We start from the raw sequence: 15,366 nt of genomic DNA on the forward strand, positions 1-15,366 counted from the left end.
GCGCTGCACATGCACTGTTGAGGAACCTCCATGGATGATTCGACGTTCGACCAACTGGAGGCTGCGCTGGCCGCTGCCCCCGGTAACGTCGCACTGCTGACCGTATTGCTGGGCGCCAGCCTCGAGCGTGGCGAACACGCGCGCGGGCTGAAGCTGTTGCCCGCCGACCTAGAGCAATGGCCAGACGCCCCAGCGCTGAAGCGGGCGGCGGCGCAACTGCTGCTCGCCGATGGCCAGGCGCACAAGGCACTGCCTTTGATCGAGGGTGAAGACCCTGCCGCGCGCCTGCTCAAGGCCCGTGCCCTGGCGGCACTGGAGCGCCTCAAGGAAGCCCAGGTGGAATACCGCGCGGCGGTGGACGCCAACCCGGCGCTGGAAGACATGGTGTTGTGGCGCCGCCTGAATGTGTCGGTGGTGGACTTTCCTGGCGCCGAGGGCCGCCCGCGCCTGCGCGTGATCTCCAATGATGACACCGACCAGAGCGAAGTCGTGCGCCTGCTGGTGCCGGAAAACGAAACCCTGACCTTCGATGACATCGGCGGCCTGGATGAGCTGAAAAAGACCATCCACAAAAAGATCATCTTGCCGTACCAGAAGCCGGGCCTGTTCCAGCGCTTTCGCAAGAAGGTCGGCGGCGGCGTGCTACTGTACGGCCCGCCGGGTTGCGGCAAGACCATGCTGGCCCGCGCGACGGCGGGGGAGTGCAAGGCGACGTTTTTCAATGTGGCGATCTCCGACGTACTGGATATGTACATCGGCGAGTCCGAGCGCAAGTTGCATGCGCTGTTCGAGCAGGCGCGGGCCCAGGCGCCGGCGGTGATGTTTTTTGACGAAGTCGAGGCACTGGGTGGCAAGCGCGCCAATACCCGCGAGTCGACGTCGTCCAAGCTGGTCAGCCAGTTCCTCTCCGAGATGGATGGTTTTACCAATGACAACCACGGCGTGCTGATCCTCGCCGCGACCAACGTACCCTGGTCGGTGGACTCGGCGTTCCGTCGTCCCGGCCGGTTTGACCGCGTGTTGTTTGTACCGCCACCGGATCGCCCGGCGCGCGAGGCGATGCTCAAGGCAATGATGAAAGGCCGCCCGATGGCCGACGACATCGACTTTGCCTTCCTGGCCAAGAACACCTCGGGCTTCTCCGGTGCCGATCTCAGCGAGTTGGTGGAAACTGCCGCCGATGAAGCCATTGAAGCCTCCATCGACACTGGCGCCGAGCAGTCGATTTGCGACCGGCATTTCAAGCAAGCCTTGAAAGAGGTGCGCGCCACCACCCTGGAATGGCTGACCACGGCGCGCAATTACGCGCGTTATGCCAACGAAGGCAACCAGTACGATGAAGTGCTGGCCTTCCTCGACAAACACGGGAAGGGTCGCTGATGGCGCAGTACGGTGGTTATCGCATCGAAGATGAGCCGCGCCCGGGCGCCTTGGCCAAATGGGCGGTATCGCCGTTCTGGCCGCTGCTGGGCCTGATGCTGGGCGGCGCTTGGCTGGGCTTGCCGTGGTTTGTGTTCAACGCCATCGCCGTCGGTAGCCCGACGCGGGTGCGCGAGTGGGTACTGGCCGGCGTTGCGCTGGTGGGCAGTATCGTGATCGGTTTTGTGCTGCTGCAACTGGTGGGCGCGGGGTATCTGCAGACCCAGGCACAAATCCAGTATGCCTTGCTGGTGCTGGTGGTGTGGAAACTCACCCTGGGCTACCTGCTGTATATGCAGCAAAACGCGACCATCGAGATTTACCAGTACTACGGCGGCGAGCTGAGCCGCTTTGGTCTTCCGTTGGCGTTGATTGGTGGCTTCGTGCTCAAAGGCATGGTCGTCAAATGGCTGCCGTACACCCTGTGGTATCTGGTGGTGAGCTGATGAATACCGACTATCTGCTGCAACTGGCCTACCAGCGCCTGCAGGCTGGCCATAATGACGGCGCCATCGACGCACTGCGCCAACTGCTGGCCAGCGATCCGCATTCGGCCGAAGCCCATGCCCTGCTGGCGATCTGCTTGATGAACATGCGCCGCGTGCATGCCGCCAAGCGCGAGGTGCAGTTGGCCCTGGCGGCCGATGCGCAACTGCCACTGTCCCACTATGCTGCCGCACAAGTGGCGATTGCCCTGCGCAAGTTCAAGTTGGCCCAGGAGCACGTGACCCAGTTGTTGGACATGGAACCGCTGAACCCGGCGTATTACCGTTGCCAGGCCGAGTTGTACGAGCTCACCGGTCGCCTCGCGCAGAGCCGCGAGCCGTTGGAAAAAGCCTTGCAACTGGGCCCCGACGACCCTGCCAACCTAGTGGCCATGGCGCAGTTTCACCGCGCCAGCAGCCACTGGGACCAGGCGTATCAGTTCGCGCGCCAGGCGTTGCAGGCGGACCCATCAAATGCAGCAGCGGTGGTGGTGCTCGGCCACCTGTTGCTGCGCGAAGGCGATATCAATGGCGCCCGCGACCACGCGATCTGGGCCTTGCAAGAGAACGCCACCAACGTTGCGGCCCTGCACTTGCTCACGGCCGTCAAGGCGCGCAGCAATGTATTCCTCGGCACATGGTGGCGCTTCAATAGCTGGATGAACGAGCGCGGCGCCACCCGCGCCATCATCCTGCTTCTGTGCATGTTTGTGGTCTACCGTGTAGTGGTTATTACGTTGACGGACCAGGGCTATCCGCAAGTGGCCGAGATGGTCAACTGGCTGTGGCTGGCATTTGCCGCCTACACCTTCGCGGCGCCGCAGATCTTCCGGCGGTTGCTGGACAAAGAGCTTGTACAGGTCAAGCTCTCCAAGGAATTCTGACGGGCCGGGCCCCGTCACCCACGTACTCGCTGAACCTCAGAGGTTGTTCACATGTCATCTTTTGCTGAAATGATCGAAAACATCACCCCGGACATCTACGAGAGCCTCAAGCTTGCCGTGGAAATCGGCAAGTGGTCCGATGGCCGCAAGCTCACTGCCGAACAGCGCGAGCTGTCGCTGCAAGCGGTGATCGCCTGGGAAATCCAGAACCTGCCGGAAGACCAGCGCACCGGCTACATGGGCCCGCAGGAGTGCGCGTCGAAATCGGCACCGGTACCGAACATCCTGTTCAAGTCGGATGCGATCCATTGATTGAAATTGGTCGCGGTGCAGTCAGCAAAATGTCGGCGCAACTCGGTGAGCCGACCGTTCAATACGCGTTTCGCTTAGGAGACGCCGAGGTGCCGGTCAATCCAATGATCGGCACTCACGTGCGCCTGGAGTACCTCGGTGCCATTCATTGCAGCCATTGCGGCCGCAAGACCAAGACCAGCTTCAGCCAGGGGTATTGCTACCCGTGCATGACCAAGCTGGCCCAGTGTGACCTGTGCATCATGAGCCCCGAGCGTTGCCATTACGACGCCGGCACCTGCCGCGATCCAGGCTGGGGCGAAACATTCTGCATGACCGACCACGTGGTGTACCTGGCGAATTCGTCCGGGATCAAGGTCGGCATCACCCGCGCTACCCAGTTGCCGACGCGCTGGCTGGACCAGGGCGCGAGCCAGGCGCTGCCGATCATGCGCGTGGCGACCCGCCAGCAATCTGGTTTCGTCGAAGACCTGTTTCGCAGCCAGGTGGCCGACAAGACCAATTGGCGCGCGTTGCTCAAGGGCGACGCCCAGTCCGTCGACCTCAAGCAGGTACGTGACGCGTTGTTCGCCTCATGCGCCGAAGGCCTGGTAAGTCTGCAGGAACGCTTTGGCTTGCAGGCCATCCAAACGATTGCCGACATTGAACCGATCGAAATCCGCTATCCAGTCGAGCAGTACCCGACCAAGATCGTCAGCTTCAACCTGGACAAGAACCCGATTGCCGAAGGCACGCTGCTGGGGATCAAAGGCCAATACCTGATCTTCGACACCGGCGTTATCAATATTCGTAAGTACACGGCCTACCAGCTCGCCGTGCATCAGTAGAAGGATGCCACCCATGCGCACCGAACAACCGAAGATGATTTACCTGAAGGACTATCAGGCGCCGGACTACCTGATCGAAGAGACGCACCTGACCTTCGAGTTGTTCGAGGACCACAGCCTGGTCCACGCGCAACTGGTGATGCGCCGCAACCCTGAGCGCGGTGCCGGTTTGCCGCCGTTGGTGCTGGACGGCCAGCAATTGGAGCTGTTGAGTGTCAACCTGGCCGACCAGGAACTGACGGCCGATGATTATCAACTGACCGATAGTCATTTGACGGTGCATCCGCAGAGCGAGACTTTTACCCTTGATACCACGGTAAAAATTCACCCGGAAACCAACACGGCCCTCGAAGGCCTGTACAAGTCCGGCAGCATGTTCTGCACGCAATGCGAGGCCGAGGGCTTCCGCAAGATCACCTATTACCTCGACCGCCCGGACGTGATGAGCACCTTCACCACCACGGTGATCGCCGAGCAACACCGCTACCCGATCCTGCTGTCCAACGGCAACCCGATCGCCAGCGGCCCCGGCGAAGACGGCCGTCACTGGGCAACCTGGGAAGACCCGTTCAAGAAGCCGGCGTACCTGTTTGCCCTGGTAGCCGGTGACCTGTGGTGTGTCGAAGATACCTTCACTACCCTGACGGACCGCACCGTGGCGTTGCGCATCTACGTCGAACCGGAAAACATCGACAAGTGCCAGCACGCCATGACCAGCCTGAAGAAATCCATGCGCTGGGATGAAGAAACCTACGGCCGCGAGTACGACCTCGACATCTTCATGATCGTCGCGGTGAATGATTTCAACATGGGCGCCATGGAAAACAAGGGCCTTAACATCTTCAACTCCAGCGCCGTGCTGGCCCGCGCCGAAACCGCTACGGATGCTGCGCACCAGCGGGTCGAGGCGATTGTTGCCCACGAATATTTCCACAACTGGTCGGGCAACCGCGTGACCTGCCGCGACTGGTTCCAGCTGTCGCTCAAGGAAGGCTTCACAGTGTTCCGGGATTCGGGCTTCTCTGCCGACATGAACTCGGCCACGGTCAAGCGCATCCAGGACGTGGCGTACCTGCGTACCCACCAGTTCGCCGAAGACGCCGGCCCCATGGCCCACGCCGTGCGCCCGGACAGCTTTATCGAGATCTCCAACTTCTACACCCTGACCGTGTATGAAAAGGGTTCGGAAGTGGTCGGCATGATCCACACCCTGCTCGGTGCCGAAGGCTTTCGCAAAGGCAGCGACCTGTACTTCGAGCGCCATGACGGCCAGGCCGTGACCTGCGATGACTTCATCAAGGCCATGGAAGACGCCAACGGCGCCGACCTGACCCAGTTCAAGCGCTGGTACAGCCAGGCCGGTACACCGCGCCTGGCGGTGAGCGAGTCCTACGATGCCGCGGCCAAGACCTACAGCCTGACCTTCCGCCAAAGCTGCCCGGAAACCCCGGACAAGGTGGAAAAATTGCCGTTCGTGATCCCGGTGGAAATGGGCTTGCTGGACGGGAAGGGCGCCGGTATCGCCTTGCGCCTGGCCGGTGAAGCGGCTGCTGGCGCCACGTCGCGCGTGATCTCGGTGACCGAGGCCGAGCAGACCTTCACCTTCGTGGATATCCCGGAGCAGCCTTTGCCTTCGCTGCTGCGCGGTTTCTCGGCGCCGGTGAAGCTGAGCTTCCCCTACAGCCGCGATCAATTAATGTTCCTGATGCAGCATGACAGCGACGGCTTCAATCGTTGGGATGCCGGCCAGCAATTGTCGGTGCAGGTGTTGCAGGAACTGATCGCTCAGCACCAGCAGGGCCAGGCGTTACACATGGATCAACGCTTGATCACCGCGCTGCGCAGTGTGTTGAGCGACGAAAGCCTGGACCAGGCGATGGTTGCCGAAATGCTGTCGTTGCCAGGTGAGGCCTACCTGACCGAAATCAGTGATGTGGCGGATATCGAGGCTATCCATGCTGCCCGCGAGTTTGCGCGCAAGCAGCTGGCGGATAACTTGCACGAAGCACTGTGGCTGCGTTACCAGGCCAATCGCGAACTGTCCAAGCAAACGCCTTACGTGGCGGCCGCCGAGCACTTTGCCCGGCGCGCGTTGCAGAACATCGCGCTGTCGTACCTGATGCTCAGCGGCAAGCCGGAAGTACTGGCGGCGACGATCGAACAGTTCGACACCAGCGACAACATGACTGAGCGCCTCACCGCGCTGGCGGTGCTGGTGAACTCGCCATTCGAAGCGGAGAAGGCCCAGGCATTGGCGGTGTTCGCCGAGAACTTCAAAGACAACCCGTTGGTCATGGACCAGTGGTTCAGCGTGCAGGCCGGCAGCGTATTGCCGGGCGGACTGGAGCGGGTCAAGGCGTTGATGGAGCACCCGGCGTTCACCCTCAAGAACCCGAACAAGGTGCGTGCATTGATCGGCGCATTTGCCGGGCAGAACCTGATCAACTTCCATGCCGCCGATGGCTCTGGCTATCGCTTCCTGGCGGACCTGGTGATCCAGTTGAATGGCTTCAACCCGCAGATTGCTTCGCGCCAACTGGCGCCGCTGACCCGCTGGCGTAAATACGACAGCGCGCGCCAAGCGCTGATGAAAGCGGAGCTGGAGCGCATTCTGGCGTCTGGCGAGCTGTCGAGCGATGTGTTCGAGGTGGTCAGCAAGAGCCTGGCTTAAGCTGTATCGTTGAATGCAAAAAACGGCCTGTTCACCAGGCCGTTTTTTTTCGCCTCAGATAACCGGCGGGCGAGGGGCGTGCGGTCCGTTATCGATGGGAAAACGCTCCGCGATGATCCCATGCGGCACGCCCAGCGGTATGGCACTGGCGGTGTCGAGGCGGGTGACTTGCTCGGCCGACAGTTGCACCTCCAGGGCACCGAGGGTGCTGTCCAGCTGCGCACGGGTGCGTGAGCCCAGGATCGGGATCAGTGCCGTGGTGGAGCGGCGCGCTTTTTCCCGCAGCCAGGCGATGGCGACGTGGGTGGGTGTGGCGCCGACTTCACCGGCCACGGCCAGCAGTGTATCGAGCACTGCGGTTTCGCGGGCGCTGTGTTCGGCGTGCACCAGGATACCGAGTTTGTTGGCACGGTTATCGTCCTGGGTGTTGCGGTATTTGCCGGTCAGGAAGCCACCGCCCAGAGGCGACCACAACGTGGCGGCAAGGCCCAGCGCTTCGGCCATCGGCAGCAGCTCGCGGTCGGCGGTGCGCTCGACCAGGCTGTATTCCACCTGGATACCGATGATGGGCGCAAAGCTGCGCACTTCAGCCAGCAGGTCGGCACGGGCAATGCGCCAGGCGGGGAAGTTGGAGAGGCCGGCGTAGTGGATCTTGCCGGCGCGCACCAGGTCGTCGAGGCCGCGCAGGATCTCTTCCATGGGCGTGACGTTGTCGCTCATATGTGCCCAGAGCAGGTCGATGCGATCAGTGTTCAAGCGCTTGAGGCTTTCTTCCACCGAGCGGACCAGGTTCTTGCGGTTGTTGCCGAGCCTGATCGTACCTTCATCGGACGGTTGGGTGCGCAGGGTGTACTTGGTGGCCACCACCAGGTTGTCGCGCTCGGAGGCGATGAATTCACCCAGCAGCTTTTCGGCCTGTCCGAACTGGTAGCCGTTGGCGGTATCGAGGAAATTCCCGCCGGCCTCCAGGTAACCGTCGAAGATCTGCTTGGCTTCATCGCGCTCGGCGCCATGGCCCCAGCCCGTACCGAAGTTGCCGGTGCCCAAGGCCAATTCAGATACCAGCAAACCGCTGCGGCGGCCAAAGACTTTATTGCGCATACAAGGACTCCTGAGGCAGTGGGTTTATTAAATGTTTAGCAACATGTATTTAATATGATGCTGGTAATGTATTTGGTCAAGCGGCTTTTTTGCTGCTGACGTTTTCTGACAGGGGCCTCTGCTAAGCTGCGGCACGTTTCCTCTTTCGGCAGGCATTCCCGTGTCGCGTACCACCCGTCTACTGACTTTGCTCCAGACCCTGCGGGGCAAGAAACGTCCGGTGACCGCCGCCGTGCTGGCGGCGCAGTTGGAGGTGTCCGAGCGCACGCTGTACCGCGATATCGCCGAACTGACCGCTTTGGGCGCACCTATTTTTGGCGAGGCGGGCGTAGGGTATGTGCTGCGCAGTGGCCTGTTCCTGCCGCCATTGATGCTGAACGCCGAGGAAACCGAAGCGATCGTGCTCGGCTTGCGTTATGTGGACCAGCGCGGTGATGACGTGCTCAGCCGCGCCGCCGCCAATGCCCTGGCCAAGATCGCCGACGTGCTCGACCCGGCCGCCCAGGAAGCCTTGCGCAACCCGACGGTATTGCCCGGACCGCCAGGGTTTGGCTACCCGGAAAACCGCGTCCCGCTCAAAGTGTTTCGCGAGGCCATTGGCAACCAGGCCAAGTTGCATATCGATTACGCAGACGCCAGCCAGACCCAGAGCCAGCGCTTGATCTGGCCACTGGCCCTGGGGTTTCTGAATGAGGTGCGGGTGATCGTGGCTTGGTGTGAGTTGCGTGGTGCCTATCGCACCTTCCGCACCGACCGCGTGGCGAGTGCCGAAGCGTCCGGTGGACGTTACCCAGGCCGCCGCAGTGACTGGCTGAGGGCCTGGCGCAAGCTGCTGGAGGCGAATGAATCTGGACCCTTTACTCCTGACAAAAACTGACACACCTGTGGCTTAGCATGGCGCTACAAATCACCAAGAAAGGAGCTGTGCCATGTCTATCCCCGAGTTGGCGCCGGCCATCGTGGCCTATATCACGGCCGCCAATACCCGTGACACCTCGGCTATCGCCCAGTGCTTTGCCGAAGATGCCAATGTGTTCGATGAGGGCCAGCACCAGATCGGTGCAGCGGCCATTGCGCGCTGGATGGAAGACACCGGGCGTCGCTACCAGCCGCGGGTCGAAGTGCTCAAGGTGCAACACCGTACCGGTAAGGTGCTGGTCAGCAACATCGTGTCCGGCAATTTCCCGGGCAGTCCCTTGGAGCTGCGCTACACCTTTCGCTTGAACGAGCAGGGCAAGATTTCACGCCTGGATATTTCCCTGTAGTTCATACTGACGGGCATGACTTTCGACTCGCCCCTCGCTGCTTACCAACACGCTATCGCTCAACGGGGTTTCGTTGCCGACGACGTCCAGCGCCGTGCGGTGGACGCCCTGCAAGCCTGCCATGAAGCCCTGCACCAGGGCCATGCGCCAATCACCGGCGTGTACCTGTGGGGGCCGGTGGGGCGTGGCAAGACCTGGCTGATGGATCAGTTCTACCAGAGCCTGCGGGTGCCTGCGCGACGCCAGCATTTTCATCACTTCATGGGGTGGGTGCATCAGCGCCTGTTCCAACTGACCGGCACCCACGACCCTTTGCAGGCCCTGGCCCGGGAACTCAGCCAGGAAGTGCGCGTGCTGTGTTTCGATGAGCTGTTCGTCAGTGACATCGGTGACGCGATCATCCTTGGGCGTTTGTTCCAAGTGATGTTTGAGGAGGGCGTGGTGATGGTCTGCACCTCCAACCAACCGCCTGACCAGTTGTACGCCGAGGGCTTCAACCGCGAGCGTTTTTTGCCGGGTATCGCGGCGATAAAGCAGCATATGCGCGTGGTTGCGGTGGATGGGGGTGAGGACCACCGGCTGCATCCGGGTGTGGGTATCCAGCGCTACTGGGTCAACCAGCCGGAGGCGCTGTCCGAGGTGTTCAAGCAATTGGCCGAAGGCCAGCCAACCAGCAGTGGGCCGATTGCCGTGGGGCATCGTTCCATTGTCGCCGTGCGGTCCAGTGCCACCGTGCTCTGGTGCCGTTACGCCGCGCTGTGCGAGCAACCCCTGGCGGCGATGGATTTCATGCTGCTGTGTGATCGCTTCAAGGCGATTTTGCTCGCAGAAGTACCCTGCCTCAGTGCGCAAAAACGCCCAGGCCGAATCGCCCGCGGCACTGAGGACGGCGCGCAGCGGGTAGTGGCCGGTGACCGCGAGTTGCCGGCATTGTCGGTACACGATGACAGCGTGCGTCGTTTTATTGCTTTGGTGGACGAGTGCTACGACCGGAAGGTGCCGTTATTCATCGAGGCCCAAGTGCCGCTGGAACAACTTTATACCGAAGGCTATCTGGTATTTCCCTTCCGCAGGACCCTCAGCCGCCTGAAAGAAATGCAGTTGCAGCGTTTCGGCTAAGGCCTGTGCGAAAAAATCCAGAATCGTCTGGTTGTGCTTTTTCGACGGCTCAGCCTTCGCGTTTTCATGCGCATTTTTGTAGTTAATCTCCTTCATCTGGCGCCTGCTCCACGCTTACAATCGTGCCCCTCTCAGGGAACCGATTCCCTTTTAGTCGTGATCGAGGATGGAAATGGACACCCCGGATATCCTGGTGCTGCAAGCCAGCTACACCAACCCCGTGCATGCCGAAGCAATTGGCCGCGTGCTCAACCATTACGCGGAAGACCCGATGGGGGGCGGTCACAGCCTGTCTGCCGATCTTCTGGAGCAACTGCCGGGCGAACTCGCCAAGCGCGCCCACGCGTTCAGTGTGCTGGCGTTCGTGGGAGGTGAGCCGGCAGGTCTGGTGAATTGCTTTGAAGGCTTCTCCACCTTTGCCTGCCGCCCGCTGGTCAATATCCATGACGTAGCGGTGATGGGGCCGTTCCGTGGTTTGGGGCTGAGCCAGAAAATGCTGCAGAAGGTCGAGGAAATCGCCCGTCAGCGCGGCTGCTGCAAGATCACCCTGGAGGTGCTGGAAGGCAATGCCGTGGCTCAAGCGGCGTATCGCAAGTTTGGTTTTGATGATTCGATGTTTGACCCCGCCCATGGGCGCATGTTGTTCTGGAGCAAACCGCTTTAATAACTAACAGGCAAAAAAAAGGCGCCGTTAGTTAAACGGCGCCAAGTACACCTTAGCCATAGGAGCAGTAGGGTAAGGGGGTGTGCGGTTAAATCAGGTGTGCCGCTGAATCAAGTGTTCGGTTGTTGCTCGGCGGTGGAGAGGCCAGTGGCTTCTTTCTTTGCGTTCTTGCCATCGGCCTGGGCAGTTTGCTCAGCGGTGCCGTGAGTCTTCTGCTGCATGAACGTGAAGTTGTTGTAGAACTCCTTCGAGCGTTCGGAACCGCCTTCGGCAAAGGCGGCGGCTGAGGTCAGGGTCATCAGGCTGGCAAGCATCAGGGTCGAGAGTTTCATGGCAGTATTCCCATTAAGAGTGATCGGTATCCGCTCTGTCCTTGATCAGATTCATGGGGCGAGTTTGGCGTGAGTTTATTAAGTAGGAATTAACGCGAATAACCCCAGAAGTTAACAATTTCGTTAACTTCTGGTTAAAGCTACTTACAGCTTCCAGTCCAATGCCAACGTGATTGAGCGCGGGTCGCCCCAATACACGCCATTATAGAAACCGACGCGTTCGTAATATTTTTTATCAAATAGGTTGTTGACGTTAATTGATGTCGAAACACGTTCATCGAACTGGTAGCGCGACATCAGGTTGACCACGGTGTAGGCCTGTTGGGTGATCTTGGTCGGTGTCGTGATGAGATCGCCGTCCTGATTCCTTGCTCCCGTCGGGCGTCCGGCAAAGGCGTAGAAGTCGCTCTGCCAATTGACGGCACCCCCCACTGTCAAGCCACGCCATTCACCGGGCAGGCGATAGGCTGTCGACATCTTCAGCAGGTTCATCGGTTGATCGGTGTTGTTGCGTTGCTGATCGCCGTTGAGCGAGTGGGTGTAGGTGTAACCGGCGGTGAGGTTCCAGTCGCGCATGACTTCGCCGGACACCTCGACTTCAAAACCCTGCACCTTGTTGCCCTTGCCTCCGGACTTGTAGAACTGCTCGCGGGTGATCGGGTCTGGTGGGGCCGCATTGTCGAGTTCGGCCACGTTATCCTGGGTGCTCCAGAAGTAAGCGGTGGCCAGGTTCAACCGCTCGTTCAGCAGGCTGCCCTTGAGGCCGATTTCGTAGTTGCTGCCCACCACCGGTTCCAGGTATTTCTTGCTGGCATCACGTTCGTCCTGCGGATTGAAGATATCGGTGTAGCTGGCATATACCGTGTATTGCGGCGTCAGGTCGTAGAGCAGCCCTGCGTAGGGCGTCCACATGTCGTTGTGGGTCTGGCGGGTCTTGGGTTCGGGGATGCGCTGGTTATTGGCGTCGTAGTCAACAGGGGTGCTTTCGATTTCCCAACTGCCGTACCGGCTGCCCAGTACCGCGTGCAGCCTGTCGGTCAGGCTCAGTCGAGTGGCCAGGTACCCGGCCTTCTGTTGTTTGCTGGAGTGCGGGCCCTTGAGTCCGGTAGTACGGTCGGGAAACTTGACGATACCGCCCATGTGTTGCCAATCAGGGATCGTTTCGTAGCCATCGGGTGTGCTGTAGCGCTGATAGGGCGAGGAGTCCCGCTGCTCCGACTCGCCATACCCAACCATCAATTCATGCTCGCGGCCCAGCAGTGGGTAGGCACCGGCGAGGTTGAAGTCCACGGCATCCATTTTCGAGGTGCCGACCATCTGGTTGGTCCAGGCGGTCATGCCGCTGCCATCCGGATTCGGGAATCCCGCGCCGCCGTAGTACACCTTGCCGTCGGTATCGCTTTGTCGGTGGGTGTAGGCGGCCTTCAAGCGCCAGTCCTCGGACAGTTTGTGGTCGAGGGAGGCAAAGGTGGTCTTGTCCTTCAGCGGCCAGGAACTCCAGTCGGTGGCCATATTGGCGGAGCGTGACAAGCGGGCCTTGCTGCCATCGCTGTTCCAATAGGGCAGTGTGCCCCATGAAGTGCCCTGGACATGCTTGTTCTGATAATCGAAGCCGACGGCTATCACGGTATCGTCTGTCAGATCAGCCTCGAGGATGCCGTAGCCGACTTCCCTTTGCAGAGCATAGTTATCACGAAAGGATTGGCTGTCGCGGTACGCCATCACGGTACGCCCGCGCAGGCGGCCATCAAACGCCAGCGGGCCGCCCACATCCAGGTAGCTGTAGTAGTTGTCATGGCTGGCGCCGCTGACGCCGGCCTTGGCTTGCCACTGTGAAGTCGGGCGCTTGCGGATCATGTTGACCGTGGCCGACGGATCGCCTGCTCCCGTGGTCAGCCCGGTCGCACCGCGTACCACTTCGATACGGTCGTAGATGATGGTGTCGGAGTCCGACTTCATACGCCCAAATGTATTGAGCATGCCGTCCACCTGGAAATTGTTGATGGAGTAGCCGCGCGATGAATAGCCAGCGCGGTCCGAATCCAGGTGCTGGACCGTCACTCCAGTGGTTTGGAGCAGGGCGTCGGTCAACGTATTGAGATTGAAATCATCCATCTGCTGGCGAGTGATCACCGAGATCGATTGCGGGGTTTCCTTGACCGACAGGTTCAGGCGGGTGGCGGTGCTCATTGAGCCGGTGGTGTAGGCCCCAGTGTGTTCGGTGGTGGCACCCAGGCCTTCGGCGGTGATGCTGGTGGCGCCGAGTTCGAGGGCATTGTTGTCGGGGTCGGTTTCGGCCAGCAGGTCCGGGCTTACTGCCACAGTGAGCAGGCCGAGGGTGAGGGTCATGGAACGGGTTAAGGGCGCGAACATCGGAAGACTCCTTGTCGTCTTTGAAGCCTTCTCGGTGAGAAAAGGCCTTGGCTCAAAGACGAAAGGAGGCGGGGAACTTTAGGATTAAACGAGAATGATTGTTATCTTTCTGTTACAAGGGCTCTTGGAGCACCACCTCGTTCGTGGTCTTTTTCGGCTTGATCAGGCTGAAGTCAATCAAGCCTTTCTGCTGGCGCTCGTAAGGGTTGCCGATCATCAAGGGGCGCGGCTTGAAGCTGTCGCTGACTAGGCTCTTGCTGCGGTCCCATTCATCGAAACTCAGCCCGGCCAGGTCGGCCCAGGTGTGAATCAATTGCGAGCTGCTGTAAGGGCGATGCAGGTCGCCGGCAAAACTCCAGTCGTGGGTTTCGCGCCATTTGGGTGAGGCATAGGCCATGAACGGGATGGTGTACATCGGCGCCGTCGGCTTGCCCTCGTTACGCCCCAGGGTGCTATGGCCTGCAGAGTCGAAGACATCTTCGCCATGGTCCGAGAGGTACAGCAGGAAGCCGTTGGGGTCGGTCTTGGCGTAGTCCTTGATCAGGCTCGACACCACGAAGTCGTTGTACAGCACGGCATTGTCATAGCTGTTGTAGGTCGGCAACTGTGCATCGCTGACGCCAGCCGGCACGCCCTGGCGATCGGTAAACTTGTCGAAGGTCGGCGGGTAGCGGTACTGGTAGCTCATGTGAGTACCCAGCAGGTGCACCACGATGAACTTGCGTTCGGCAGGGTCGGCCAGGGCCTTGGCGAACGGTGCCAGCACATCGCCGTCATACTGGCGGGCATTCTGGTTGCGATTGTTGTTCAGGTACACCTGTTCGTCGGCCTGTTCGGAAAAGGTCGTGAGCATGGTGTTGCGCTTGGTCATGGTCTGCTGGTTGGTGATCCAGTAGGTCTTGTAGCCCGCCTGTTTCATCACACTGACAATCGACGGGGTCTTGAGGTACAGGTCCGGGTTTTCTTCGTCGGCGAAGGTCAGCACCTGTTGCAGCGCTTCAATGGTATAGGGGCGCGGGGTGATGACGTTATTGAACACCGCCAATTGGTCGCGCAGCTTGTCCAGTTCTGGTGTGGTGTTACGCGGGTAACCGTACAGGCCCATGCGCTGGCGGTTGGTGGACTCGCCGATCACCAGCACCAGCGTGGACGGCTGGCCAGCCATGCTGTCCTTGAGGTTCTTCAAGGGCGGGATCTGGCTGGCGCTGGTAAGCATGCCTTGCATGTTATCCAGTTGCTCGGTGTAGCGACGGTAAGCCACGATCATCTGCCATGGCACGGCCGGCTCGATGCGGGTTTCAAAACGATCGATAGCCTGTTCCATGTTGTCGCTGGTAGCGATCTGCTTGACCAGCGGATAACCCACCACCGCCAGCACGATGGCTGCTGCTGCCAGCATCGACTGGCCGCGAGGCAGGTAGACCGGGCGCAGGCGGGTCCACAGGAACACGGCGAAGGCGGTATGGGCGATGAACGCCAGCACGATCCACCAGGCGAAATATTGGGTGGCGTATTCGCCGGCTTCAGAGATGTTCGACTCGAACATGATGAAGATGACGCTTTGGGAAAATTCCTGCTGGTAAATGAAGAAATAACCCAGGCTGGCCATGGAGCATGCCCACAGCACTACGCCGATCAAGGCGGCGAGCAGTCGCGTGCGGTGCGGGAACAACAGCATGGGCGCGAGCCACAGCGCGCTCATGAAGAAGGCTTGGCGGAAGCCGCTGAAACCCGAGGTGCCGGTCAGTTGGATCAGCAGCTGGGTAATGCCCGAGAAGTACCAGAAAAACAGGAACAGCCAACCAAGGCCGGCCCAGTCAAAGCCTTTCGCAGACGTGGTGCTGCGTTTGAACATCGCCATCCAGCGCTCCAACCCGATAATGTTTCAGTTGACGCGCAGTGGCGCGCGCAACA

The 15,366-nt window shown here is 60.3% G+C and carries 14 protein-coding genes; 10 read left to right on the forward strand and 4 right to left on the reverse strand.

Annotated elements, in window-relative coordinates; all coding sequences use genetic code 11:
• Positions 1 to 30: 30 nt before the first annotated feature.
• From ATH90_RS12205 to pepN, 6 genes are read left to right on the forward strand one after another with little or no spacing between them, the layout of a single operon-like run.
• Complete coding sequence (locus ATH90_RS12205; protein WP_098466367.1) at positions 31 to 1,380, forward strand: ATP-binding protein; 1,350 nt, start codon at positions 31 to 33, stop codon at positions 1,378 to 1,380.
• Entirely contained in the window at positions 1,380 to 1,865 is a 486-nt protein-coding gene (locus tag ATH90_RS12210; protein WP_098466368.1) for a hypothetical protein, read from the forward strand. Before ATH90_RS12205 ends, ATH90_RS12210 begins: the two co-directional genes overlap by 1 nt.
• Positions 1,865 to 2,788 carry a tetratricopeptide repeat protein gene (locus tag ATH90_RS12215; protein WP_034104595.1) on the forward strand — a complete coding sequence of 308 codons (924 nt, stop codon included), beginning with the start codon at positions 1,865 to 1,867 and terminating at the stop codon, positions 2,786 to 2,788. The genes ATH90_RS12210 and ATH90_RS12215 overlap by 1 nt, the downstream gene beginning before the upstream one ends.
• 51 nt (positions 2,789 to 2,839) lie before the next feature.
• Complete coding sequence (locus ATH90_RS12220; RefSeq protein WP_016972751.1) at positions 2,840 to 3,100, forward strand: YeaC family protein; 261 nt, start codon at positions 2,840 to 2,842, stop codon at positions 3,098 to 3,100.
• A complete protein-coding gene (locus ATH90_RS12225) occupies positions 3,097 to 3,927 on the forward strand; it encodes a DUF2797 domain-containing protein (protein WP_034104598.1) in 831 nt (276 codons plus the stop codon). Before ATH90_RS12220 ends, ATH90_RS12225 begins: the two co-directional genes overlap by 4 nt.
• A 13-nt stretch (positions 3,928 to 3,940) precedes the next feature.
• Positions 3,941 to 6,598: an aminopeptidase N gene (pepN, locus tag ATH90_RS12230; protein WP_098466369.1), complete on the forward strand. Its 2,658-nt coding sequence runs from the start codon at positions 3,941 to 3,943 to the stop codon at positions 6,596 to 6,598.
• Between the two features lie 54 nt (positions 6,599 to 6,652).
• On the opposite strand, the gene ATH90_RS12235 is transcribed toward pepN, so the two are convergent.
• Positions 6,653 to 7,699, reverse strand: a complete 1,047-nt coding sequence (locus ATH90_RS12235) for an aldo/keto reductase (protein WP_034104603.1) — start codon at positions 7,697 to 7,699, stop codon at positions 6,653 to 6,655.
• Positions 7,700 to 7,859: 160 nt separating this feature from the next.
• On the opposite strand from ATH90_RS12235, the gene ATH90_RS12240 reads away from it, so the two are divergent.
• The 4 genes from ATH90_RS12240 (at position 7,860) to ATH90_RS12255 (ending at position 10,747) form a co-directional block, all read left to right on the forward strand.
• Positions 7,860 to 8,576, forward strand: a complete 717-nt coding sequence (locus ATH90_RS12240) for a helix-turn-helix transcriptional regulator (RefSeq protein ID WP_034104605.1) — start codon at positions 7,860 to 7,862, stop codon at positions 8,574 to 8,576.
• Positions 8,577 to 8,628: 52 nt separating this feature from the next.
• Complete coding sequence (locus ATH90_RS12245) at positions 8,629 to 8,964, forward strand: nuclear transport factor 2 family protein (RefSeq protein WP_034104606.1); 336 nt, start codon at positions 8,629 to 8,631, stop codon at positions 8,962 to 8,964.
• Positions 8,965 to 8,979: 15 nt separating this feature from the next.
• Positions 8,980 to 10,083: a cell division protein ZapE gene (gene zapE / locus ATH90_RS12250; protein ID WP_098466370.1), complete on the forward strand. Its 1,104-nt coding sequence runs from the start codon at positions 8,980 to 8,982 to the stop codon at positions 10,081 to 10,083.
• Positions 10,084 to 10,255: 172 nt separating this feature from the next.
• Complete coding sequence (locus tag ATH90_RS12255) at positions 10,256 to 10,747, forward strand: GNAT family N-acetyltransferase (RefSeq protein WP_034104610.1); 492 nt, start codon at positions 10,256 to 10,258, stop codon at positions 10,745 to 10,747.
• Between the two features lie 110 nt (positions 10,748 to 10,857).
• On the opposite strand, the gene ATH90_RS12260 is transcribed toward ATH90_RS12255, so the two are convergent.
• From ATH90_RS12260 to ATH90_RS12270, 3 genes are all read right to left on the reverse strand, one after another.
• Entirely contained in the window at positions 10,858 to 11,079 is a 222-nt protein-coding gene (locus ATH90_RS12260; RefSeq protein WP_034104612.1) for a hypothetical protein, read from the reverse strand.
• Positions 11,080 to 11,223: 144 nt separating this feature from the next.
• The gene (locus tag ATH90_RS12265) at positions 11,224 to 13,452 is read right to left on the reverse strand and encodes a TonB-dependent siderophore receptor (protein WP_098466371.1); all 2,229 of its coding nucleotides are present in this window, start codon (positions 13,450 to 13,452) and stop codon (positions 11,224 to 11,226) included.
• Positions 13,453 to 13,564: 112 nt separating this feature from the next.
• Positions 13,565 to 15,313, reverse strand: a complete 1,749-nt coding sequence (locus ATH90_RS12270) for a phosphoethanolamine transferase CptA (RefSeq protein ID WP_034104616.1) — start codon at positions 15,311 to 15,313, stop codon at positions 13,565 to 13,567.
• Positions 15,314 to 15,366: the final 53 nt, after the last annotated feature.

The sequence above is a fragment of the Pseudomonas lurida genome, from assembly GCF_002563895.1.
Taxonomy (GTDB): Bacteria; Pseudomonadota; Gammaproteobacteria; order Pseudomonadales; family Pseudomonadaceae; genus Aquipseudomonas; species Aquipseudomonas lurida.